The following is a 23,743-nucleotide window of genomic DNA, read 5'->3' as shown; positions in this document are numbered from 1 at the left end:
GCCCGTCAGGCTGCCGCACTGGCAGGTACTGAGAGAATATTCAAATCGATAATGCGTGGTTTGATGCTGGTTTCCATTGCGGAATGCGCAATGATGATGATGGCGGTCTCCGGCAGACGGGTACGAAGCAATTGCAGCAACTGCGCTTCGGCCTGTTTATCCAGCGAGGAGGTTGCCTCATCAAGAAACAGCCATTGCGGTTTTTGGATCAATGCACGGGCAAGTGACAGACGTTGTAACTCGCCGCCGGACAGACCGGAGATCATCAGCGGATGGCCTTGTGCCTCTTGTTCAAGCGACATTGCGGAGCTGTTACCCAAGCCGACATCTTTAATCGCTTGCTGCAAATCAGCCTTGTCAAAATCCGTCACCGGATGCGGATAGCTCACCGCAGCATAAAGATCGTTTTGCGGAAAATAGGGTTTTTGCGGCAGAAACAGCGCATGATGCAAATTGGTGCTGATCGTGCCTGTTCCATGCGGCCAGAAACCAGCAACCGCGCGATAGAAAGTTGACTTGCCAAAACCGGACGGTGCGCGTAGCCAGACCGTCTCCCCTTTTTTGACGGTAAGCTGATCGAGATGCAGCAATGTCTGGCCATTCGGAGTGGTCAGGTGCAAATCTTTGATATGCAGCATTTCATCCGTATCAGCTGAATGTTCAATGGCAATACGACGTTGTGCTGCGTCCTGTGCGGCATTGAGGAAGACATCCAGACGTCCGGCTGTGGCGGCGAGATCAGCCAGTTTTTTATAATAGAAAACGAACCATGACAGAGTTGTTGCCACATTGCTGAAAGCACCGGCAACCTGCATCAATCCGCCAAGTGTTACACTTTTTGCCAGATAGGCCGGCAGTGCAACAAATAACGGGATGCGCAAAATGGTGAACTGATAGGGCGTGGTAAAACAACCGAGCCAGAATTCACGGATAATCAGATTACGCCAATTGGCTCGAACATTCTCAAAGCGGCGGTCAAGCAGATCGCGTTCTGCATTTTCGCCACGCAGCAGAGCAATTTCTTCCGTGGATTGACGCAGTCTTGCCAATGAGTAGCGGAAATCCGCCTCACGCTTTTGCTGAGCTTCAAAGAGCTTTTTCAAAGGTTTGCCGAGCACAAAGGTCAGCATGGTCGACAGACCGACATAGATAAAGACAGCCCAAACCATATAGCGCGGAATGGTGATGTCGAAACCCAGTAAGGTGAAACTCAGTGCAAAGGTCGAGAGGCTCCATAGCAAAACGAGATAGGAAAACAGGCCGACAACACGGCCGATCAGTTCAATACCTTCGCTCAGAAAACCGCGCACAAACAGCTTGCAGTCATCAGCAATACGCTGATCCGGATTGTCAACGTCCCGACTGCATTCACCCTGTGTCAGGTGCCAATAGGCTTTGTTGGTGAACCACAGATCAAGTGCCTTACCGGTCAGCACTTCACGCCAGCGAATTTCGAGTATTTTTTGATAATAGCTGCCGATCAGGCTGCGCAGCGAATTACTGCCGACAATCAGAGCAAACAGGCCGATCTGGGTAATGACGGTTTCAGTATCGACTTTCTCAAGTGCATTGTAGAAATCGGCAGTCCAGCTGATCATACGGATAGAGAACCAGACGCCTGCCAGATCGAGAGCGATAACCAAACTCAGCAGAAGCAGGCTGAGTTTGGCACCTTTGCCCGCGATACACAGGCGGGCAAGACGGTATATTTGCCGCAGAACATGCATAATCTGAAGTCTCCGCTACTCAGAAACGCATTGTCGCGCCGAGTTTGTAGGTGCGCCCCGGAGCGACCTGCATTTCCAGCGGGTTTTGATTGGCGACGCTGCTTGATGAAGGAGTGTTCAGATAAGTGCCGGCCAGCGTATTCGGGAAATAACGCTTGTCGAAAATATTCTGCACACCGAAATTGACATCAATCATCTCGGTTGGCTTCCATTTGCCATATACATCAAACACGGCATAACCGGCTGGTTTATAGGCATCCGGATCAGCGCGGCGGGTTACGCCCTTGGCAAATGTGCCGACCAGTTCGGTTTCCAGTTTCCATTCCGGTATCAGATAACGCAGACCGGTAACGACAGTGAGCGGAACGGCACCGTCAAAGGCAGTCTTGTCAGAACCTGCATTGAGCCGCTGATTGCCGCGCTGATAGGAGAGGGCGGCATTGGCAAAGAGATTGTCATAAACCTCATATTCACCGCCGAGTTCAAAACCCCAGATCTGCACACTGTCAACATTGTCCGATGTATAGCGTTCGGCAGTGCCCGGCACCGGCTGGAAGCCGCGAATGAAGTCTTTATAATCAGCATAGAAACCGGTGAAGCTGAAATAACCGCGATCCAGTTCACCACGTAAACCGGCTTCATAGCTGCGCACAAATTCCGGTTTCAGGTTCGGGTTCGGAATAGTCTCAACCATGCCGGTGGAGCCGATAGATTCTGAAGAGACGAAAAGCTGCTGTGATGTCGGCATTTTAAAGCCTTCACCATAGGAGGCGTAGAGCGAATAGGTATCATCAAGTTTGTATGTACCGCTAAGACGCTTGATCAGGCGGGTCTTGTCGATCTTATGAGGTTCATAACCCGGCAGCGACACATAGTCGTCATCTTTGGTCGGGTCGATCGAATAGGTCGCAAGACGCAAACCCGGTGTAATAGTCAGACGCTCATCCAGCAGTTTGATCTCATCCTGCAGGTAAAAATCTGCGCGTGTTGTATCAACACGGGGGAAGTTGAAACCTTTGTTGATGCTGGTGGTCGTGGTGCCGGTCGTCAGATTGCGGGTGATATCTGTGCCTTCATAGGTGGTCTTGGTCAGATCGCCGTCAAAACCATAGATCAGGGTGTGATCCGTTGCACCAAGGCTGAAGGAGGAGGTCAGCTGCAGATCGGCTTCAATAAATTCTTCGCCGTAATTGCGGATCTGAGTGCGCTGTTCTTTACGGCTTGAATAGGTGCGGAACTGGTTGCTCAGCGTATCGCGCTTCTGCGGTGAATAGGAGACTTTCCATTTTACTGCATCGAGCCACGGTGCATCGACCTGCCAGTCATGTTCTAATGCAATGCGATAGCGGCGCATTTCCAACTCGCGATCCCAGCTGTTGGATTTATAGCCCATCATTGCAGATGAAGAGTCATAAACCTGATCAATGGAAGTTTTGCGGTCAAACCATTCGCCTGTCAGCATAAACTGATTGTCGCTGTTCGGGTTCCATTGCAGTTTCATCAGGCCGTTATAGGCATCGGTATCTGCCGGAAATGCTTTGTTACAGGCAAGAATATTCTGGCGCGGACAACCCCAGATAGCGCCATCGGCATAGCCCTTGCGGTTTTTGATTTCCGAAGAACCGATATGGCCAAAGGAGCCGAGTACTTTGAAATCACCGGCCTGTGCTGCTCCGGTAATCTGCTTGCGGAAGCTGTTGTCATAGGAATCATAGCCGAGCTTGATCTCTCCGCCCCATGCCCTGTCGCCCTTGAGGATATCCTCAGGATCAATAGTGCGGAAGGAAACAACGCCGCCCAGTGCATCGGCACCGGAAAGTACAGAGTTTGGCCCGCGGATGATTTCAACGGCTTTCATGTTGAACGGGTCAACAAAATCACGGCTGCCGTCGGTGATCTGTTCCTGAATACGCGAACCGTCAACCAGCATCTGCACACGGTTGCCGCCGACACCACGGATGGAGAAGCTGGAAAGCTGACCAAAAGGATTGGTCATGGATGTGAGGCGGTTAACGCTGACACCCGGCTCATAGCGCACCATATCCTGAATATCGCGCACCACACGCCGTTCCAGATCAGCACCGCTAATAACATTCACAGTCATGGGCAAGTCAAGCACCGTGCCGGATGTGCGCGCAGCAGTAATTGTGATCTGCCTTAACTGAATTTGCTGTTGTTCGGTGAGGGGAGCAGTCTGCTGCGTATTTTTATCCGCTGCTGGCTGCTGGGCCGGCACCTGCGCCTGTGCAGCCTGCGCGAGCGCAAGAGCGGATGTGCTGAGCAAGATAAGCGTTAGTCCGGTTGCTATCGGAGAATGTCTGTTCATGTCTGAAGCCGCCCGCCTGAAAAGAAGTTTTAATATGACTCATTGACTCATGTTTATTCTCTTGCGATAATCTACGTGCGACAATCTGTCAAGCGGGCTTCTTGCGGACAACAGGCATAAAAAAATGTGGCCACGAAAATCGCAGCCACATTTTAATTATTTCAATTTTATCAGTAACTTACGGAGTTACGTCGAAACCGAACCATTTTTCGGACAGCTTCTTGATTGTGCCGTCAGCTTTTGCAGCTTCAATCGCTTCGCTGAACTTCTTCTGCAGCTCAGGTTCGTTCTTACGCAGACCTACAGCAACACCACGACCCAATACGCCACCTTTGAAGTAAGGACCGGTCAGAACCATGTCTTCGTTACCTGGTTTTTTAGCAGCGTCGGCGAGATAAGCGAGCGAAGCAACAACCAGATCAACGCGACCGGACTTCAGATCCAGATCATGCTGTTCAGTGGTTTTATATTCGCGGATATCAGCGGAATCTTTGAAATAGGTGTTGAGCAGTGTCAGGCCGAGCGAAGCGGTCTGTACGCCAACGGTGCGGCCTTCGATCGAAGTTGCGAATTCGCTGATCAGCTTCTTGGTAGCTTCGTCGTCGTTTGCAAGAAACGCGGTTTCACCGGTATGTGGCAGTTTCGCATACGGGCTGTCTTTCAGCGTCGCGAAAGTCTGTGGTGTCAGGCCGTAGGAAACCGAGAAATCAATGGTTTCTTCGCGCTTAGCAGTGGCAGTCAGACCAGCCATGATCGCATCGAATTTACCGGCGTTCAGCGCAGGGATCATGCTGTCGAACGGTGTTGCAACAATCGTGCATTCCACTTTCATGTGGTCGCAGAGATATTTGCTCAGCTCGATTTCATAACCGTCGAGTGTGCCGTCAGCTTTGGTGAAGTTGTACGGACGGTAAGCACCTTCAGTTGCGATGGTTACTTTGGTCCATTTCTTTTCTTCAGCCTGTGCAGTGACACTGGCCGATACGGCACCGAGCAGCATTGCAGAAGCAAGAAGCGATTTGGTGATGAGGCTGATTTTCATAGAAGCACCCTGTTTACAATTATTCTTGTTCATTTAGAGCGGCTCCATTCAGGATTGAACTTTTGAGCCGCTCTGTATCTTTGTCGTTACGCACTATCCTACGCAAAACTGCTTCGCATTTTTGCTGGAAATGCTTTTAAGCCGCATTATCGTGGCTGATGAATTTGCGGAAACGCTCTGATTTGGAATTGGTGAAGACTTCAGACGGCGCACCGTCTTCTTCAACCTGACCCTGATGCACAAAGACAACGCGGTTGGACACATCGCGGGCAAAGCCCATTTCGTGAGTTACGACGAGCATGGTACGGCCTTCTTCGGCAAGACCGCGCATCACGCGCAGAACTTCGCCAACCAGCTCCGGATCAAGCGCGGAAGTCGGTTCGTCAAACAGCATAACCTTTGGCTTCATCGCCAGCGCGCGGGCAATGGCTGCACGCTGCTGCTGACCGCCGGACATATGCGACGGATAATAGTTGCGCTTGTCGGCAATACCAACTTTTGCCAGCAATGCTTCGGCCTCTTCAATGACTTCAGCGCGGTTGCGCCCCTGTACATAGATAGGTGCTTCGATCACATTTTCCAGAATGGTTTTATGGGACCAGAGGTTAAAGCTCTGGAAGACCATGCCGAGTTCCGAACGAATGCGCGAGACCTGTTTTTTGTCGGTCGGGTAGCTTTCGCCCTTGGAATTCTGCGCCATTTTGATGGTTTCACCGGAAATGGTGACTTTACCGGAGGTCGGAATTTCCAGCAGGTTGATGCAGCGCAGCAGTGTGGATTTGCCGGAACCGGAAGAACCGAGAATGGAAATCACTTCGCCTTCGCGGGCTTCGAGTGAAATACCTTTCAGTACTTCGACCTGACCGAAGTTTTTGCGCAGGTCTTCAACTTTCAGCGCGACCGGCTTGGATGCGGATACTGTGGTGCTCACGAGGATTTTCCTTCTGTAGGAACTTGGCCGCCAGAATTTGAAGTGCTGGCAGAGACGCTGACAGGAACAGGCTGACGCAGATACGGGGTCAGACGATATTCAGCCAGCAGCAGAAGACGGGTCAGAATGAAGTTGATGGCAAGATAGATCGCACCTGCAACAATGAAGACTTCAATGGCGCGGTAGCTTTCGGCAATCAGCTTGGCTGCAATACCGGTTACTTCCATCAGTGTAATGATCGAGGCCAGCGATGTGGCTTTAACCATAGAGATCATTTCATTGCCGTAAGCAGGCAGCGCCTGACGGATAGCCAGCGGCATCACAATACGGCGGAAGGTGGTGAAGCGCGACATGCCGGAGGCTTTGGCAGCTTCAATCTGGCCATGGGGCACGGACAGCAGACCGCCACGGATGATCTCACCGGCATAGGCCGCAGTGTTCATCGTCAGGGCAATCACTGCACACCAGTAAGGCTCACGCAGGATCGGCCACAGGAAGGAATAGCGCACTGCCGGAAACTGGCTGAGGCCATAATAAATGATGAAGATCTGCACCAGCAGCGGCGTGCCGCGGAACACAAACACATAAATGCGTGCAATCCAGTCCAGCACGATATTGCCGGACAGACGCATCATCGCGATGATCAGCGCAAGACAGGCACCCAGCGCAATGGCAGTTGCTGCCAGTTTCAGGGTCAGCGGCAAACCTGCCAGCATCGCCATGAAAGATTCAGCGAAAAACTCAAAACTCATTGGGCTCTCCTCACACCGCGCGAGAAATAGCGCTCAGCAGATTGCAGAATGCCGCCGGAAATAGACGAAATCAGCAGATAGAGAGCACCGGCGATCAGGAAGAAGTTGAACGGCAGACCGGTAGAACCGGCACCGATCTGTGCCTGACGCAGCAGTTCCACAACACCGGTGACAGACACCAGAGCGGATTCTTTCAAGGAGACCTGCCACACATTGCCCAGACCCGGCAAAGCATGACGCAGTGACAGAGGCGCAATAATACGGCGGAACTTCATCCAGCGACCCATGCCGCAGGCTGTTGCTGCTTCCAGCTCGCCTTTGGCAACGGCTTTAAACGCACCACGGAAAACTTCCGTATGATGCGCGCCACATGAAATAGCGATGGCCAGCATACCGGCGAGGAAGCCCGGAAAGCCGAGGAAACCCTCAGCACCGAACAATTTGCCGATTGCGGTAATCGCGGCACTGCCACCGAAATAAAACAGATAGATGATCAGCAGATCGGGAATGCCACGGATGACCGTTGTATAGCCGTCCGCAATGGTACGGGTTACACGTCCGCCGGAGATTTTAGCCCATGCGCCGAACACACCGATGACAGCGCCGAGCAAAAAGCCGGTCACAGCAAGGGCAACACTCATCAAGGCACCGGTGAGCAGAACATGCCCCCAGCCGTCAGGCCCGAAGCTGAGGATTTCAAAAAAGCTGAGTTGCTTCATAATGTCCTTGGCCTGTTGGAGAATAAAAGAGAGAAAGTCATAGTCATATCCTGTAGCCAGCCTTTAATGCAGTTGACGGGGCAAGGCTGGCTGAGCATCGTCCGTTGCAGGACGGATGAAAATTGTTGCGCCGGAGCGCTTGGTCTGACCGGCACGGGCAGCAGGCATATCAGCCCGCGCAACCATTTGTCCGGCCATTTTCCATGAAGGCAGTCGTGTATCCTGTACACAACAGGCACCGATGATGTCGCTGAAGTCAAAATAAGCAGGGCTTTTCTCTTCCACGATATCCCAGATATCAGAATGATTTTTCATTGCCTGCTCCGTTTGCCCCTGCGCTCCACAGGGTGTCTGCTATTATAGCGCTTTCGCGCGGATTTACCCGTCAGGCTGGGAACCTCAACCGGTAATACAACTTATTATTGCGTTCTGATAAAATTCCTTGGCTCCGCATACAAGTGCTGTTTTGCATAATATGCTCACATTCAACATAGTTTGATGTTGATAGTGTGTATGCAAAGACCTGTCAGGGGCAGGACATATCCTCCGTTGCAGACAACCTCCACTTTCTGCCGCGCAGATAACTACAGTGACGAAATGGCAGAGTACAGGCACAATAATGCTCAAAAAGGCATATCATTCTGCCAATTTGAGCTAATAATATGCCGTTTTGTGCATTTAAGTGTGGTTTTGCGGTAATAAATCTATGTTCTGGATACGACTTTCGGAGTCGCACTCAGGACTTATACACAGGAGGTGTGCTCTTTCAGCGGCTGTTGACCAGCCCCAAGATCAATTGATGGACATTGCCGCCCTGTGACATTTCCAGGCGGTCAAAATCGCGGCCGCGCTGGCGTTGTTCCTGAAACAGTTCTGAGAGTACTTTGTTCAGTTCTGTTTTGAATTTTACGCATTTCGGGTCTTTGGCAACAGACATGCCGACGGTTGCCGTTTCAATCTTCTGCACCATCTCTTTGATGTAATCACCATGAATATGTTCATGTTTTTCAATGCCATCATAGAAAGTTGACCAGAGTGCTGCGGTTTGCAGCGGCAGCTTTTGTGCCGGTTTCGGCAATGTATAAGTGATGGTTAGTTTGGGCTTGGCGGACACCAATGTGCAATTGCCGTCGTCGGTTTTATACTTGCGCGACCAGAGCAGCGTGAAATTGGTATGGGCAATGGTGCGGATATTCTTGCCGATCAGCGGGCCTTTTTCGCCAATGGCAGCATAAAGTGCTGGGCCTGAGGTGCCGGAAATCGCATAAGTCTCAATTTTTTCAATGACCTCGGCCTGTGCGTGACCTGCCCAGAGCGTGCTGCCTGCGAGCAGCGTATAGAAAATGCTTTTTATTGACATCAATAATTTCCGGTTTGACCGACACTAAATAGGATTGCCGGAACCGGCTGTCTGCAACACTTAAAGCATTTTGACCGGCAGGGGAATCACCAATCCGGCAGGTTTTTCGGACCTGCCGGATGATGCTGTTGTATTGAGCTATTTGAATTATCGTACAGGGATCGCAACCGGACGCAGTGGTGCCGCATCACCCCCACGGATTTTCAGAGGCCCACCGATAAAGGCAAATTCATAGACTTTATCTTTTGAGAGTTCATCCAGAGCAATCAGCTCAATAATCGGTGCGCCCTGCTGTGCCAGCAGATAGGTATGTAGCGGTACATAATCATCCGCGACTTCTGACGGGAAGGTTTCAAAGCTCAGATTATCCGCACCGACAATCATCGCGCCGCCTTCTTCAACCAGATAACGTGCTGCATCCAGCCCCATTCCCGGAGGTGCAGCCATATAAGCTTTCGGATCATTAAAGAGTTTCATGCGGCCGGTACGGATCAGAACGATATCGCCTTCCTGAAGTGTGGTTTTCTGTTTGGCCAGCGCATCTTTGAGATCCTGCGGTGTGATGCGGTATTGATCCGGCAACATATCCACGCCTTTGGCGGCAGCCACGTCAATCATCACGCCACGGGCAATCAGCGGCGGGAATTTTTCAATGCCGGTGCGGTTCCAGCCACGATCGCCCAGATGTTCATCAGCTTTGAAACCGTTCCAGATTTTGCCGTGAATACCGAAATGGTTGAGTGCATCAATATGTGTGCCGGTATGGCTATACATGGAGAAAGCCGTGCCGGTATAGCTGCGGGTCGTGTTCATATCTTTGCCGACACCCATCGGGTCGTCAATCTCGGTGCCGCGCGGCGTATGGGTCATCCAGAATTGATAATGCGGGTCACCGGCATCCTGCCAGCTCGGCATGCCCAGATAATAATCTGTCGCCAGATCATAGACTTTACTGCCCTCGATACGGGAGAGAATGGCCGCACGTGAAGCGGGGGTAATCAGATTGAGGCGGCCGATTTCATCTTCCGGCCCCCACGGGCTGATACCGACTTCCTGTCCGCTGGCAGCAACAGCCGGTTTGGCTGCGGTGTCCGCGAGAGCAGGGGAAAAACTTGCGGAGAGGCTGGCAGTGCCGAGCATCAGCAGGCCGAGCAAGCGGCCGGAGAAATTTACAGGCATGGTGGTTCCTTTGGGAAATATAGTGTTCGGGAGGGGAGGAAGTGTTCAGGCGGCTTGCATCATGTCCTGCAAACGACTTTTCAGCAGTTCGGCAGGCGTGGTTTGCAAACGGATCGGGTCGGTTGTTTTGTCCGCAGAGCTGACAATCAGAGTGGGAATTGAGCGGATACCAAGCTGCATGGCCTGCATGCGGTCTGCTTGTACGCGTTGTGCTGCATCTTCACTGGTCATAGCGGTGGTGAAAGCGTCGCGGTCGAAACCCAGAGATGCAGCAATATCTGTGAGCACCACGGCATCACTGATATTGCGGTTTTCGGTGAGATGGGCACGCTGTACTGCGTCGAAATAATCCCAATGGGCTGTGTGTCCGCCAAGCATATGGGCAGCCTGACAGGCGAGTGCCGAAGCCAGTCCGTTCGGATATTCGAAACTTTGGGCGCGCATGCCTTCAATATTGATGCGCTGTGCATCGTCTTGTTCGGCACAGGCCTTCCAGTGACCAAGAATTTCGCTCTTGGCACGTTCCATAGAGCCGAATACCTGCACCATCTGTTCGCGGGAATCCTGCAACACAAATGTATGGTGACGTACCTGAATACCGAGTTCACCAGCAACCTGACGCAGGCGTGGTGACATAACATAGCACCAGCCGCATACGGCATCATGATAGAAATCAATAATCAGCGGGGAGGTGAGGGTGTTTGCTTGGAGTGTCATTGTGATGTCCTTTCGTTGAACATCACATTACCGGTCTCACCGCAGCGGAATAAGCACGTAGCGGTGCAGACAGTTTTTACTGCAGGTTAAGAATGCGTGCTCAGCCCACCTGCAAAGCCCGTGGCAGATGCTGACTGAGAAAGTCAACAAAGGCTTTGACCTTGGGCTGCAAATGGCGGCTGGTCGGATAGACTGCATAAATATGACGCGGTTCATTCACGAGAGCAGGCAGGATGCGCTGTAATTTGCCATCACGAATGGCGGGGTCTGCCAGGAAAGATGGTAAGGCGCCGATCCCCAATCCGGCAATCAGCAGATCACGCAGCATCAGACTATTATTGACCTGACTATGATCACCATTAGGCGACAGAGCGTTGCTGTCCGGCTCCTGCGCTTCGCTGTCGTTGGTAACGCCTTGCGTATGTGCCAGACTGTAATTCAGTATTTTATGGCGATGGAGATCGGCGGCTGTTTCCGGTGTGCCGTATTTCTCAAGATAGACCGGCGCGGCACAGAGTTTCTGCTCGAGAGAAGCAAGGCGGCGGGCAATCAGCGTGGAATCTTCCAGCGTATTGCGTAGTCTTATGGAGACATCAAAACCATAGGCAACGGCGTCAACCAGCCGGTCTTCCATCACCAAATCCAGTTGCAAATCCGGATATTGTTTCAGAAATTCGGCCAGTAGCGGGGAGAGCGTACTCAGTGCAAAAGACAAAGGCGTATTAACACGTAATTTGCCGCTCACCCGTTGGGATTGTTGTTTGATTGAGCGCTCCAGCATTTCCAGCTCGTCTAATATCCGGCAGCAATCGGCATAATAGGTACGGCCGGTTTCTGTCAGGCTCATGCTGCGTGTGGTGCGCTGAATAAGTACCGTATCGAGATGCGCTTCCAGTGCCCGTAATTGTTTGCTGAGACCCGCGGGAGAGATGCCCAAATCTTCTGCAGCTTTCGCCAGCCCGCCAAGCTCGACAATACGGCGAAAGGTGCGCATCGTGTTGAATGTATCCATGAGGGCGGAGGTTCCGGTTTTGCTTTGGACAAATGAGTTCTGGCTGGTATGCCCGTTATTAATTGGGATCATTGTTGTTTCATATAAAATAATCAATGGAACTCAAACAGAGATCGTTCCACTATTACCCTACGGAATCACCTGATCTGCTCAGGTGCCGGATGGAATTGGGGAATACCATATGAATATTTATACAAAGGCCCTTTCAGCCACTGCGCTTGCATTGGTGCTTGGCGGGCTGGCTTCGGCGCAGGCTTCAGCCAAAACACTGATCTATTGTTCGGAAGCAGCGCCGGACAATTTTGATGCGGCAACCACCACATCAGGTGCAACATATGATGCTTCGGCGCGTAACGTGTCTAATGGTCTGATCAAGATCAAGCGCGGCTCGACAGAGCTGGAGCCGGGTCTGGCGACAAGCTGGGAGATTTCAGCAGACGGTAAAGAATATACTTTCCACCTGCGTAAAGGCGTGAAGTTCCAGACGACCAGCTATTTCACACCGACCCGTGAATTCAACGCGGATGACGTGATTTTCAGCTTTGATCGTCAGGGTAATAAAGAAAACCCGTTTTACGGTAAAGGAACCTGGCCGCAATATGGTGCTTATTCTTTCCCGTCATTGATTAAAGAAATTCAGAAGATCGACGATCATACGGTTAAATTCGTGCTGAACCGTCCGGAAGCAACCATGATTGCTTCGCTGTCGCTGACCTTTGCTGTCATCCAGTCCAAGGAATATGCAGACCAGCTGGTAGCGGAAGGTAAGGTTGATCAGCTGAGCCAGTTGCCGGTTGGTACCGGCCCGTATCAATATGTAGATTATCAGGCAAACAGCGCTGTGCGTTTTCAGGCCAATCCTGACTATTGGGGTGGTAAGCAGAAAATCGACAATCTGATTTTCGCAATCACGCCGGATGCATCGGTACGTTTTCAGAAGCTGAAAGCGGGTGAATGCCATATCATCGCTTATCCGAACCCTGCGGATATTGATGAGATGAAAGCCGATCCTTCGCTTGAAGTGCAGCGCAAAGAAGGTCTGAATATTGCTTTCATGGCCTATAATACTGTCGTTGCACCATTCGACGATGTACGCGTGCGTAAAGCGCTGAACATGGCGATCAACAAACCTGCGATCATTGATGCCGTGTTTGGCTCAACCGGTATGGTTGCGGTCAACGCAATGCCTCCGGGCGTTTGGGGTTATAATAAAGACGTCAAAGACGACGCCTATGATATTGAAGCATCGCGCAAGCTTCTGGATGAAGCCGGTGTCAAGGATCTTTCTATGAAGATCTGGGCAATGCCTGTGCAGCGTCCTTACATGCCGAATGCCCGCCGTGCAGCAGAGCTGATGCAGGCTGATCTGGCGAAGGTTGGCGTGAAGGCTGAGATCGTCTCCTATGACTGGAGCGAATATCTCAAGCGCTCGCTCGAAAAAGACCATGACGGCGCGGTGATGCTTGGCTGGACCGGTGGTATGGCTGATCCGGATAACTTCCTTGCAGCGCTGTTGGGCTGTGAAGCGGTTGGCAGCAGTAACCGTGCCAACTGGTGTAATGCGGATTTCGAAAAGCTTATTCAGGCGGCTAAGCTGACAACTGATCAGGCAGAACGCACCAAGCTTTATGAACAGGCTCAGGTGGTCTTTAAAGAACAGGCGCCTTGGCTGACGATTGCCCATCAGGTGATGGAACAGCCGGTCAGCAAAAAAGTCAAAGATTTCCGTGTTGATCCTTTTGGCGGTTATCTCTTTGAAGATGTTGATATCGAAGAATAAGCGACACGATCTTACCCGTTTTTGGTGAGCACTTGTTTCAAAATCAATGGCGCCGTCACCGGCGCCATTTCTGCAAGATGAAATGAACCAGTAAGTTGAGTTGAAAGAATCCGATGGATATTGTTGAACGCTTTCTGAACTATACCCGTATTAATACCACAGCCGTATCCGATGCGGGAAAACTCCCGTCCAGCAGCGGCCAGACCGAACTTGCTAATCTTTTGGCAGGAGAGCTGCGCGATCTGGGACTGTCCGTGGAAATGAGAGATCATTCCATCGTGGTTGGTACATTGCCGTCCAATATCAAAGATGCCAGCCGTCAGGCGCCGGTGATCGCGTGGGTCGCCCATATGGATACCAGTGGTGAATATACCACGGATACCAAGGCGCATGTGGTGGAGTATCAGGGCGGGGATATCGTCCTCAATAAAGCGCTTGATATCGTGATGCGTGTTGAGGAATTTCCGGAGCTGAAAAATTATGAAGGTGACCGTATTATCGTCACTGACGGCACCAGCCTGCTGGGGGCGGATAATAAATCAGCGATTGCTGAAGTGATGCATGCCATGCAGGTGTTGCAGGATAACCCGCAGATTGAACATGGCGAGGTTAAAGTCGTTTTTGTACCGGATGAGGAAATTGGTCTGCTTGGTGCGAAAGCACTGGATGTGTCGAGCCTCAATGCGGATTTTGCCTATACGCTGGATTGTTGTGCAGTGGGCGAAATCGTCTATGAAAACTGGAATGCCGGTGAGTTTCACATCACTTTCCGTGGTCAGCCAGCCCATCCGATGTCGGCCAAGGGCAAGTTGCGCAATGCCATTCTCTATGCCCAGCAATATGTTGGTATGTTGCCTGCCGGTGAGCGGCCGGAACATACGGAAAATCGTGAAGGCTATTACTGGGTCAAGGGCATTCAGGGTAGCGTGGCATCGGCCAAAATCGTGGTTGATATCCGCGATTTTACGGTAGAGGGTTATGATAAACGCCGTAATTTCATTGATATACTCGCTGCAAGCTTTAACCAGTTGCATGGTGAGGGCACAGTGTCGGTTGAATATCGTCCGATGTATCGCAATGCTGCCGAAGGGTTGAAGGGCGATAATTTCTATCCGGTTGAGCTGGCTCTGGAAGCGATGAAAGCTATTGGTGTCGAGTCCTATGCCATCCCGATGCGTGGCGGCTATGATGGTGCAGTTCTGTCAGAAAAAGGTCTGCCTTGCCCGAACCTGTTCTGCGGTGCACACAACTTCCATTCGATCTATGAGTTTCTGCCAGTGGCTTCACTGAATAAGGCATCAGAGATGGTAATTGAGATTCTCAAACGCGCAGCAGCTAAACGCTGATTAGACCCGCAAATACGATTATGAATGGTGCAGGCGCGGATTATGTCCGCGCCTGTTCTTTTAGCGACATTTTAATTTTGCTGAGTAGCCGCATTGTGTGCGGTGCCGTCAAAATGTTTGAGTATTTTTTAAGTCCGATCGTGAATGATTTCAGCATTTGGATTTATAGGATGATCAAATATAACTTTTATTTGAAAAATTGGAAAAATTTCTTGAAATTTCTTAAAATTTAAAATTCATAAATAATTTAAACAAATATATTCTATCTTTATTTAGACGGGAGCGATGTTAATGACATCGTTGGATTGTTATTTTCATAAACAGTCTATTTTTCTATTTGATCAAATTTTAACTTTTAAATAATTGAATAAATTCATAGGATTATAGAGAGTGCTAATTTTCATCTGAAATTATGATAAAAATATCAAATTCTTAAGAATTTGTATATTTGGTCACAGAATTTTGTTTTTAACGGTTTTTTAATTTTTGAAAATGGCCTATCAGCATGGCGAATCAGAGTCTCTTCTTTTTTGCCGCGCACAAGCTTTGCGCCGAAATCTAAAGATCGTGGCTTTTCTGTAATTGAAAATTTAAGGGGCGAAATGCTGATGAGCGTTTCCATTCAGTCGCGGGTGGCTTCACCCGCGACCGTGAATCTGTTGTCTTCATTCTGGCTCTCTTCTTGTGAGGCGAGTGCCCGCTAATGAAATTCCCTACATTGAAAACCATGTCGCGATTTGCACAGGTCGCAGGCTTTGTTGCGCTGTCTCTGCCGTTTTTTGCAGATCATGCATCCGCTCAGGCGACCGGTGGCTGGACGCTGAATATTAATAATGCTGGCAATGCAGTGGTCGTTGCAGGCCAGGATTTGTCATATGTTTTCAGAATTGAAAATAATGAGCATCAGCTGACGCCTGCTACGAGCATTACTTTTACGCTTCCGAAAGATACGATTTATCAGGGTGTGGATGGGCCGGAAAACTGCAGCCCGTTGCCGGATCCTTTAACGGGACAATCGCTGGCAGAGCCGCTCGCGGTGACTTGTGAAGTACCTGAATTGTCGTTGCAGCAAGCTAAAAATGTAAGCGTTAAGCTGCGTCCGCTACGTGAAGGCGTGATTGAGCTGGGGGCAGTTATGGCCGCCCCGGGGCCTTCGCGTATCGTAAGAACGACTGTTGAAAAAGGTGCCGATCTTGCGGTGAACCTTGAGCTGGATAATGCGCAAGTTCAGGCCGGTGCTCAGACCAAATTTACAGCAGTTCTGACTAATAATGGGCCTTACCCATCAGGGGGCGCCAAAGTTACTTTGCCATTGCCGTTTGGCATATCACGGAAAATTACTGTACCTACCGGATGCGCAATCTTTGAAGATTACATCAATTGTGAAATTGATGGTCCAATTGAACCAAATACGACCATTGCGCTGGATTTCTTTTCGCAGGTGACTGCTGAAGATATATCCACGATCAAGTTTACGGCAGAGGTTGCGCCGCTTGGTGAGACAAAAGATCCGGTTCATGACAACAATCTTGCAGAAGCGAATTTGCAGGTGCTTGCAGGCACCGATGTCAGTCTGACGAAGACACGCCAGTCAGCCAGCCCTGTTCTGACCGGTCAGAAAGTCAGTTTTACGCTGACACCTGATTATGCGGGAACATCGCCAGTGCAGGCTGTGATTACAGACCAACTGCCAGATAATTATAAGTTTATTGAATTGACGAATGGCGTTGGCTGGCGATGTGATCATGCTGCACAACTAGTTAAGTGTGAGTTCAGTGCGACTGAAGGCGCTGAGTTTAGAACGCCGATTATTATTACAACAGAAGCTATAAAGCCTACAGAACTCGGAAAGCCGGTAACAAACAGTGCCGAAATTTCATCCGAAAGTGAGAGTGAGGGTTTTGACGGTAATAACGTAGCAAGTGATACGCCGGTGATTGTGGCTAAGCCTAAAGTTGATCTGGTGGCGAAAAAAACCTCTCCGGATCGTAAACTTGTTACTGTTGGTAATGAATATGATTTTCGTTTGAGCGCCTCCAATGAAGGGAATATCGGGTTCTCAGGGCCTCTTACAATTACAGATTTTTTACCTGCCGGTTTGACCGTCACTAAAATTGCGGCTGATGGCTGGGTGTGTCCTGATGTGCCGATCAAAGGGGCAACTGAAATTGTGTGTACAACCAGTAAGTACACACCAAAGAACCCACTCGAAGTGAGTGAACACACTGATAATATTGTGCTTACTACTAAAGTGGAGACCGCTGGTAAACTTGTTAATACCATGCTGGTGTCTTTTCCTGATTATAAAAATCAGGATGCTGATATCAAAAACAACACAGCATCAACCGGTGAAATAACCAGCGCTGATAAGGATAACTGGGCTGATGTCAGTCTTGAGAAAACCGTTGTCGGCGGAGAAGAAGTACTCAAGTCTGTAAAATCCGGTGAGTCGATTACATTCAGATTGAAAGTAAAGAATGCGGGGCCAGCTGCAGCTCTTGATGTAAAATTGAAGGACGCATTTCAGCAGATCGTTGATGAAAACGGTGGTTCACCGGCAAAAATTTCTTATAATATTATTAACGCAGGTGGCACAAAGCTGGGCTGTACTGCAGTTCCGGGAGCCGGCTATTCAGGTGATTTAGACTGTAATATTCCATCCTTGCCTGTATGCGAAACAATAGGTACACAAAATTGCCCTGTTGTGGAAGTAACCGTTTATCCGGGCTCAGAAGGTAAAAAAACGAATACTGCTACAGTCTTCTCAGTAACAACGCCGGATAATAATACCCATAATAATATCAGCTCTGCTGATTATAATGTAGAAGCCGTTACAGATATTACTGTAGAAAAATCCAGTGCCTCAGCACAGAACGGCGCACATGCTGGTCAGTTGATGAAATATGTGCTGACTGCAAGAGCGATTAACGGTCTTAGTGATGCTCAGGATGTAGTTGTTACCGATACGCTTCCTGACGGATTGATTTTCGTTTCTGCTGTTCCGACGGTTGGTTCCTGCGTTGCGCCAGAACAAGACAGCATTACAGATGCTAACAATAATAAAATTATTTGTGAGCTGGGAACTCTGCACAACGGCTCGGTTGAAAATGTTTCGGTAAATGTTATTCCGACGACTAAGCTTGTTGGCACGATAATCACAAATAATGTTGAGATTACAACATCAACGCCGGAGGCGAATACAACAAATAATAGTGCCAGCCTTGATGTTGGTATTTTGCCGCCTGAATTGGATCTTGTCGTTACTAAATCAGATGATCAGGATCCGGTCGAAACCGGTACTGATGCTCTTTATACGATAACGGTAGAAAATCGCGGTCCGTCTGATGCAACGAATGTGACAATCACGGATACACTGCCTGATAACGGCTTTGTAAATCCCCGCATTGATACGGGAATAGCAGAGCTTACGCCTGAAATTACACACGTTCCGGATCTGCCCGGCGGTAAAATCGTCTATACTGTACCTCGTTTGAAATCGCGGGAAAAAGTTTCCTTCACTTATAAATTGAAGGCGATTAAACGCGGCGTATATGAAAACAGTGTTTATGTCGCTTCGGATGAAACGCGTGCGGGCTATGAAAGCATTGTAAGTAATAACTACGCGATAGAAGATACCACTGTACGTGTACGCTCAGATATTTCCGTTACCAAAGTGCCGAATGTAGACACCGTCGATTTACGGCAGGAGTTTTCATGGACAATTACCGTCACTAATAAGGATGGTGAAGGGCTTGATGTCGCAGAAAATGTAACCCTGCAGGATACATTGCCAAGCGGTATGGTGCTTACACATGTGCCGGTTATTAGTCCGGCAGGGGCTGGCCGCATTTGTAGCGGTAAAGAAAATGATCGTGAAGTAAGTTGTAAACTGGGCGACCTCAATACCGGTGAAGTCGTAAAAGTTACACTTTTTACAAAAATTACAGACATTAAAGCTGAGGCTGCGTCCAATACAGCAACTGTGCATACTGACTCTTTCGAGTATGACGATAAGCTTGGTGATAACACTTCAACAGGTACAGTTAAGACTGTTTACGGAAGTAGCATCAGCGGTAAGATTTATCGTGACTTCAATAATAATAGCATTATGGATGATGGCCAGGATAGCGGCATTGAAGATGTCTGGTTGACACTGGAAGGTATCGCTACACACGATAATGCAGTTATTCGAAAGAAAGCGCAGACTACAGCTGGCGGCCTCTATAATTTCGGAGATCTGCCACCCGGTACTTATCGTGTTTCTTATGCGTCAGTAAATGAAAGTCACCTGCAGGACGGTAAGGCTTTGCCGGGACAGAGTGATGCTATTTCGCGCGCAGTCGGTCATAACCTGATTGAAAATATCGTAATTACTGGTGGTAAAGCAGCAGTTCATGGCACAAATCAAGATTTCACGCTTATCCCGGAACCACGTATTGATCTGACAAAAGCAGCTGGAACCATCACCTATCTGGATGATGGCAGCTATGAAATTCCTTACACGCTGATCATTACAAACCCGAGCCTTGAACCGCTTTTTAATATTGAGTTGAAGGACGTTTTGGGCAAGACCGGCCGGAGCTTTGGTACCTATACGACAAGCACAAAACCTGCCGAAGGTGAATATACTATCAAAGCCATTGAAGCGACTTTTGGGAATATAACTCAAAATTTTAATGGTGTTGATAATGAGGTTGTGCTTTCAAACGGCAAGCTCGGCGCCAATTCTTTAAGTGGCAATGCTTCCGGTAATTCGGGCACTGTTCTGATGACTGTTATTGTGCGTCCGGTTGTGCCGTTGGCGATACCGGTAACAGCGCATATCAATGCGGCACATGTTGTTGCTAACGGTGAATATTCGAAACAGGAAGTCAAAAAAGAGACCTCGGCGCATGTTACTCCGAAATTCAATCCAAAAATTGAACTGAAAAAAACACATGACTACACGCCGAAAGACGGTGTTGCTCAGGTTAATGATGAAGTTAAGTACAGCTTTACTGTTACCAATACCGGCAACACGCCTCTGTTTAATATCAAGCTGACAGACGAACTCGTTGGTCTGGAAGGGCTTGATGCTGCCACCGTTATCAGTCGTCTTGACCCGAAGAAATCTGACAGCACAACATTTAAAGCGCATTATTTCCTGACGCAGGCTGATCTGGACAGCGGCAAAGTGCCGAATAAAGCAACCGCCACCGGTGAATGGAGCACCAAAGGTGATGCGGATAAGGTAAGTGCGACTGCAGAAGATGTTGTTGCAAATCTGAGCAAGCCGGGCCTGACGCTGCTGAAGGAAACTGAGAATTATGTTCCTCAGCAACCAAGCGTCGTTGGTGAGGTGATCCGTTATAAGTTCACGGTCCAGAATATCGGTAATACGATCCTCAATGATGTAACAATCACGGATCAGCTTGCAGGGGTGACTGCCGATCCAGCCGGTGCCTTTTCTCTGGGCACTATGCAGCCGGGCGATATTGAAACGGTCTATGCAACTTATACCGTTGCTCTGAAGGATATTGATGCGGCGCAGGTGCATAATATTGCAACCGCAGGCGGTACTACAGGGCCGGACAAGACGCCGGTACCCAACATTGAGTCTGAATTTAAAGTTCAGCTATTCCGCAACCCGAAACTGGAGCTGACAAAAGTTCTGGCAGGAACTGCGCCTGAAAACCCGCGCGTCGGCGATATGCTGACATGGACAGTGACCGCGAAAAACACCGGTAACGTTACGCTGAGCAATCTGGTTCTTGGTGATGATTTCGCTGATGCGGTAATCACTCCGGCGTCGGTAGCCAGCCTTGCACCGGATGCCACGGTTGATTTCACGGTGACTGCACCGCTGAAACAGAGTGATATTGATGCCGGTGAAGCACGCAATATTGCCAAGATCGATTTTAACGATCCTGAAAAACCACAGCCACCGGTCGATTCCAATGAAGTGGTGACACCGCTGCCGCAGAAACCTGCGATTGCGCTGAAGAAGACCGGCGATGTTTCCGGCCTGTCATCGCCACCGAAAGTCGGTGAAAAGATTACCTATACAATGGTGATCCGTAACACCGGTAACGTGGCACTGAACAATATCATCCTGACGGATGAGCTGCCGGACTTCGAGCTGAATGCCGATGATGAAGCACGCCTGAAAACGGTTACACTTCCGGCAAAAACACCAGCCAACAGCCTCGCGGATACAGAAATTACCGTTCACGGCACCTATGCCCTGAAAGCAGCGGATATTGATGCCGGTAAGGTCACCAATATTGCTGAAACAACCGGTACATCTGTTGTTACTCCGACTGACGTGGTCAAAGACACCAGCGGCACAGAGTTTGAGAATGATGATCCGTCGGTCACAGACCTGCCCCGTGATCCGCAGATCCGTCTGATCAAGACCATTACGGATGCGGCTCTGAGCACACCGCCGCAGGTAGGTGATGTCATCACTTTCGGTTTTGAAATCCGCAATACCGGCAATGTGACGATTGAGAAAATCCGCATTGAAGATCAGGTCGCAGGTGTTGTTGTTCACAACATGTCCGGCTGGACTGGTCCGCTTGAAGCAGGGGCAGCGAATACGGATGCCTTCACCGCAACCTATGCCCTGACACAGGACGATATTGATCAAGGTTTCTTTGCCAATAGCGCTAAGGTTATCGGTAGCAGTGTCGGTGGTAAGCCGGATGATGTGACGGATGTTTCCGGTACAGATATTGATAATGACACGCCGACAGAACAGACGTTCGATAAAGTGACCGGCCTGAGCATTGTCAAATCGGAAACCCATGCGCTGAGTACGCCGCCGGTGCCAGGCGATCTGATCACCTATAGTTTTGTGGTGACCAATACCGGTAACGTCACGCTGACAGATGTGGTTGTCACAGACCTGCTGCAAGATCTGGATATGCCAGAAACGAGAATTGCGACATTGCTCCCGGGTGCTGCCAATGCAGTCACACTGACAGCGACCTATGCAATCAAGCAGTCTGACATCCAGAAGGGTGAAGTTAAAAACAAGGCCAGTGTGACCGGTATTTATACCGATCCGAACACCAAAGTGCCTGAGACTGTGCCGCCGGTTGAGTCCAACGAGATTGTTGTGCCTCTGGATCAGGTGCCTGCGATCGCGGTTGTGAAATCGGCTGTCTCTGCCCTGACAGAACCTGCGGAAGAAGGTCAGGAGATCACCTATACATTTACCGTCACCAATACCGGTAACATGGAACTGACCGATGTGAAGGTTGAAGACCCGCTGCCGGGCATCAATCCGTCATCGTTCGACGCAGGTGATCTGGCACCGAATGAATCGAAAATATTCACAGCCGTCTATGCCATTACGCTTGCAGATATCGACAATGAGCAGGTTGTTAATCAGGCAACGGCGACCGGTACCTATGACGACGGTTCAGGGCCAAAAACCACCACAGATTTGTCGGGGCCGGATATTCATACGGATGAAGAATTGATTGTGCCGGTTGTACCACCGGTGCCGGAGCTGGAAATCATTAAAAAAGGTAGATGGCTTGATGAAAACGGTAATGGTTATCCGGAGGTCGGTGAAAAAATTGAATATACATTTACCATTACAAATACCGGTAATGCAGTCCTGTTCAATGTAACACCATTTGATCAGGGACCTGTTTTTAACAATAAGCCTGCGACCGGCAAGCTGTCTGCGTTTACACCTGCTCCGGTAACACTAAAACCACAAGAATTTCAGGAGTTTAAAGCTACATATGTACTGACGCAGGAAGATATTGATGCCGCTGCTGGAAATGGGAAGGTAACGAACAGCGCTACAGCAAAGAGCAATATTCGTAATGGTAAGGAATATGAATCCAAACCATATCCTGATGAGTTTGCTTTACCCGCAACCGAGCCGAATGATGTTACCATTACCAAACAGGCAATGCTGCGTCAGATCAAACGTGGTGAGCGTGTGCCTTACATCATCCGCGTTGAAAACAGCTCGACCAGCAATGCCGGTCCGGTCAATGTCATCGACACAATGCCTGCTGGTTTCCGCTATGTGGAAGATTCCGCAACGCTGGATGGTAAGCCGTTTGTGCCTGTGGTCAATGGTCGTCAGATCCGCTTTGACAATCTGCCGCTGGGACCAAAATCCACGCTGGAAATCCGCGTCGATCTGCTGGCACTGAGCACAGCGGGACCAGGTAAACACACCAACGTGGCTTCGGTCACCGACAAGACCGGCACACCGATTGCCAAAGATGCAAAAGCGGTTGTCGAGATTGTTGCGGAACCTGTGTTCGACTGCGGTGATATTGTCGGCAAGGTCTTTGATGACAAGAACCGCAACGGTTATCAGGATGAAGGCGAGCCGGGTCTTGCTGGTGTGCGGATTGCCACCGCCAAAGGCTGGCTGGTGACAACCGATGAACATGGCCGTTTCCATGTTGCCTGTGCGGCTCTGCCGGATCAGCGTATCGGTTCCAACTTCATCATGAAGCTCGACCCGCGCACATTGCCGAGCGGCTACCGTCTGACAACGGAGAACCCGCGTGTTGTCCGCCTCACAGCCGGTAAAATGACCAAGCTCAACTTTGGTGCTGCCATCGGCCGTGTCGTTCGCCTTGATGTGAAGGGTGATGCGTTTGAAGCAAACAGCACAGAACTCAAGCGCCGCTGGGCTGACAATATCAGCAGCCTGATCGTCGTATTGCGCAAGGAGCCATCGGTTCTGCGTCTGAGCTATGTCGATGCAAACACCAAGCCGGAACTCGCCAAGCAGCGGATCAAGCACCTGCGTGATCTGATTACAGAACGCTGGCGCAAAGACGGTGAGCATTACCAGCTCGAAATTGAAACCCGCTCAGAAGTGGGGAAATGAA

Annotated in this window: 14 protein-coding genes; 3 read left to right on the top strand and 11 right to left on the bottom strand. The window is 49.8% G+C overall.

The features are described 5' to 3' along the window. Positions 1–5: 5 nt before the first annotated feature. The 11 genes from DFR47_RS05275 to DFR47_RS05225 form a co-directional block, all read right to left on the bottom strand. Entirely contained in the window at positions 6–1,727 is a 1,722-nt protein-coding gene (locus DFR47_RS05275; protein ID WP_113943368.1) for an ABC transporter ATP-binding protein/permease, read from the bottom strand. Positions 1,728–1,746: 19 nt separating this feature from the next. Then, positions 1,747–4,053, bottom strand: coding sequence for a TonB-dependent hemoglobin/transferrin/lactoferrin family receptor (locus tag DFR47_RS05270; protein ID WP_113943367.1), 2,307 nt, complete (start codon positions 4,051–4,053; stop codon positions 1,747–1,749). A gap of 178 nt (positions 4,054–4,231) precedes the next feature. Continuing rightward, positions 4,232–5,095: a transporter substrate-binding domain-containing protein gene (locus tag DFR47_RS05265; protein ID WP_113943366.1), complete on the bottom strand. Its 864-nt coding sequence runs from the start codon at positions 5,093–5,095 to the stop codon at positions 4,232–4,234. A gap of 136 nt (positions 5,096–5,231) precedes the next feature. After that, positions 5,232–6,026 carry an ABC transporter ATP-binding protein gene (locus DFR47_RS05260; RefSeq protein WP_113943365.1) on the bottom strand — a complete coding sequence of 265 codons (795 nt, stop codon included), beginning with the start codon at positions 6,024–6,026 and terminating at the stop codon, positions 5,232–5,234. Next, complete coding sequence (locus DFR47_RS05255) at positions 6,023–6,778, bottom strand: ABC transporter permease (RefSeq protein WP_113943364.1); 756 nt, start codon at positions 6,776–6,778, stop codon at positions 6,023–6,025. The genes DFR47_RS05260 and DFR47_RS05255 overlap by 4 nt, the downstream gene beginning before the upstream one ends. Then, positions 6,775–7,497: an ABC transporter permease gene (locus tag DFR47_RS05250; protein WP_113943363.1), complete on the bottom strand. Its 723-nt coding sequence runs from the start codon at positions 7,495–7,497 to the stop codon at positions 6,775–6,777. The genes DFR47_RS05255 and DFR47_RS05250 overlap by 4 nt, the downstream gene beginning before the upstream one ends. A 63-nt stretch (positions 7,498–7,560) precedes the next feature. Continuing rightward, positions 7,561–7,812, bottom strand: coding sequence for a hypothetical protein (locus DFR47_RS05245; RefSeq protein WP_113943362.1), 252 nt, complete (start codon positions 7,810–7,812; stop codon positions 7,561–7,563). 451 nt (positions 7,813–8,263) lie between these two features. After that, positions 8,264–8,857, bottom strand: coding sequence for a DUF922 domain-containing Zn-dependent protease (locus DFR47_RS05240; RefSeq protein WP_113943361.1), 594 nt, complete (start codon positions 8,855–8,857; stop codon positions 8,264–8,266). Positions 8,858–9,004: 147 nt separating this feature from the next. Continuing rightward, positions 9,005–10,036, bottom strand: a complete 1,032-nt coding sequence (locus DFR47_RS05235) for a cyclase family protein (protein WP_113943360.1) — start codon at positions 10,034–10,036, stop codon at positions 9,005–9,007. A gap of 45 nt (positions 10,037–10,081) precedes the next feature. Beyond that, positions 10,082–10,753, bottom strand: coding sequence for a DsbA family oxidoreductase (locus DFR47_RS05230; protein ID WP_113943359.1), 672 nt, complete (start codon positions 10,751–10,753; stop codon positions 10,082–10,084). A 100-nt stretch (positions 10,754–10,853) separates the two neighbouring features. Further along, positions 10,854–11,765, bottom strand: a complete 912-nt coding sequence (locus tag DFR47_RS05225) for a LysR family transcriptional regulator (RefSeq protein WP_113943358.1) — start codon at positions 11,763–11,765, stop codon at positions 10,854–10,856. 181 nt (positions 11,766–11,946) lie between these two features. Between DFR47_RS05225 and DFR47_RS05220 the strand changes: the two genes are divergently transcribed. The 3 genes from DFR47_RS05220 (at position 11,947) to DFR47_RS05205 (ending at position 23,742) form a co-directional block, all read left to right on the top strand. Then, entirely contained in the window at positions 11,947–13,545 is a 1,599-nt protein-coding gene (locus tag DFR47_RS05220) for an ABC transporter substrate-binding protein (RefSeq protein WP_113943357.1), read from the top strand. 113 nt (positions 13,546–13,658) lie between these two features. Further along, entirely contained in the window at positions 13,659–14,891 is a 1,233-nt protein-coding gene (gene pepT / locus DFR47_RS05215; RefSeq protein ID WP_113943356.1) for a peptidase T, read from the top strand. 703 nt (positions 14,892–15,594) lie between these two features. Next, complete coding sequence (locus tag DFR47_RS05205) at positions 15,595–23,742, top strand: DUF7507 domain-containing protein (RefSeq protein WP_113943354.1); 8,148 nt, start codon at positions 15,595–15,597, stop codon at positions 23,740–23,742. Position 23,743 lies beyond the last annotated feature (1 nt).

This window comes from Pseudochrobactrum asaccharolyticum (assembly GCF_003314995.1).
Lineage (GTDB): Bacteria > Pseudomonadota > Alphaproteobacteria > Rhizobiales > Rhizobiaceae > Pseudochrobactrum > Pseudochrobactrum asaccharolyticum.
This window is presented reverse-complemented; position numbering and strand designations above follow the sequence as displayed.

Excerpts from the sequence above, each read along its gene's own strand:
- DFR47_RS05205 (WP_113943354.1), top strand. The coding sequence starts at position 15,595 with ATGAAATTCCCTACATTGAAAACCATGTCGCGATTTGCACAGGTCGCA.
- DFR47_RS05265 (WP_113943366.1), bottom strand. The coding sequence starts at position 5,095 with ATGAAAATCAGCCTCATCACCAAATCGCTTCTTGCTTCTGCAATGCTG.
- DFR47_RS05275 (WP_113943368.1), bottom strand. The coding sequence starts at position 1,727 with ATGCATGTTCTGCGGCAAATATACCGTCTTGCCCGCCTGTGTATCGCG.
- DFR47_RS05230 (WP_113943359.1), bottom strand. The coding sequence starts at position 10,753 with ATGACACTCCAAGCAAACACCCTCACCTCCCCGCTGATTATTGATTTC.
- DFR47_RS05270 (WP_113943367.1), bottom strand. The coding sequence starts at position 4,053 with ATGAACAGACATTCTCCGATAGCAACCGGACTAACGCTTATCTTGCTC.
- DFR47_RS05250 (WP_113943363.1), bottom strand. The coding sequence starts at position 7,497 with ATGAAGCAACTCAGCTTTTTTGAAATCCTCAGCTTCGGGCCTGACGGC.
- DFR47_RS05255 (WP_113943364.1), bottom strand. The coding sequence starts at position 6,778 with ATGAGTTTTGAGTTTTTCGCTGAATCTTTCATGGCGATGCTGGCAGGT.
- pepT (WP_113943356.1), top strand. The coding sequence starts at position 13,659 with ATGGATATTGTTGAACGCTTTCTGAACTATACCCGTATTAATACCACA.
- DFR47_RS05235 (WP_113943360.1), bottom strand. The coding sequence starts at position 10,036 with ATGCCTGTAAATTTCTCCGGCCGCTTGCTCGGCCTGCTGATGCTCGGC.
- DFR47_RS05240 (WP_113943361.1), bottom strand. The coding sequence starts at position 8,857 with ATGTCAATAAAAAGCATTTTCTATACGCTGCTCGCAGGCAGCACGCTC.
- DFR47_RS05220 (WP_113943357.1), top strand. The coding sequence starts at position 11,947 with ATGAATATTTATACAAAGGCCCTTTCAGCCACTGCGCTTGCATTGGTG.
- DFR47_RS05225 (WP_113943358.1), bottom strand. The coding sequence starts at position 11,765 with ATGGATACATTCAACACGATGCGCACCTTTCGCCGTATTGTCGAGCTT.
- DFR47_RS05245 (WP_113943362.1), bottom strand. The coding sequence starts at position 7,812 with ATGAAAAATCATTCTGATATCTGGGATATCGTGGAAGAGAAAAGCCCT.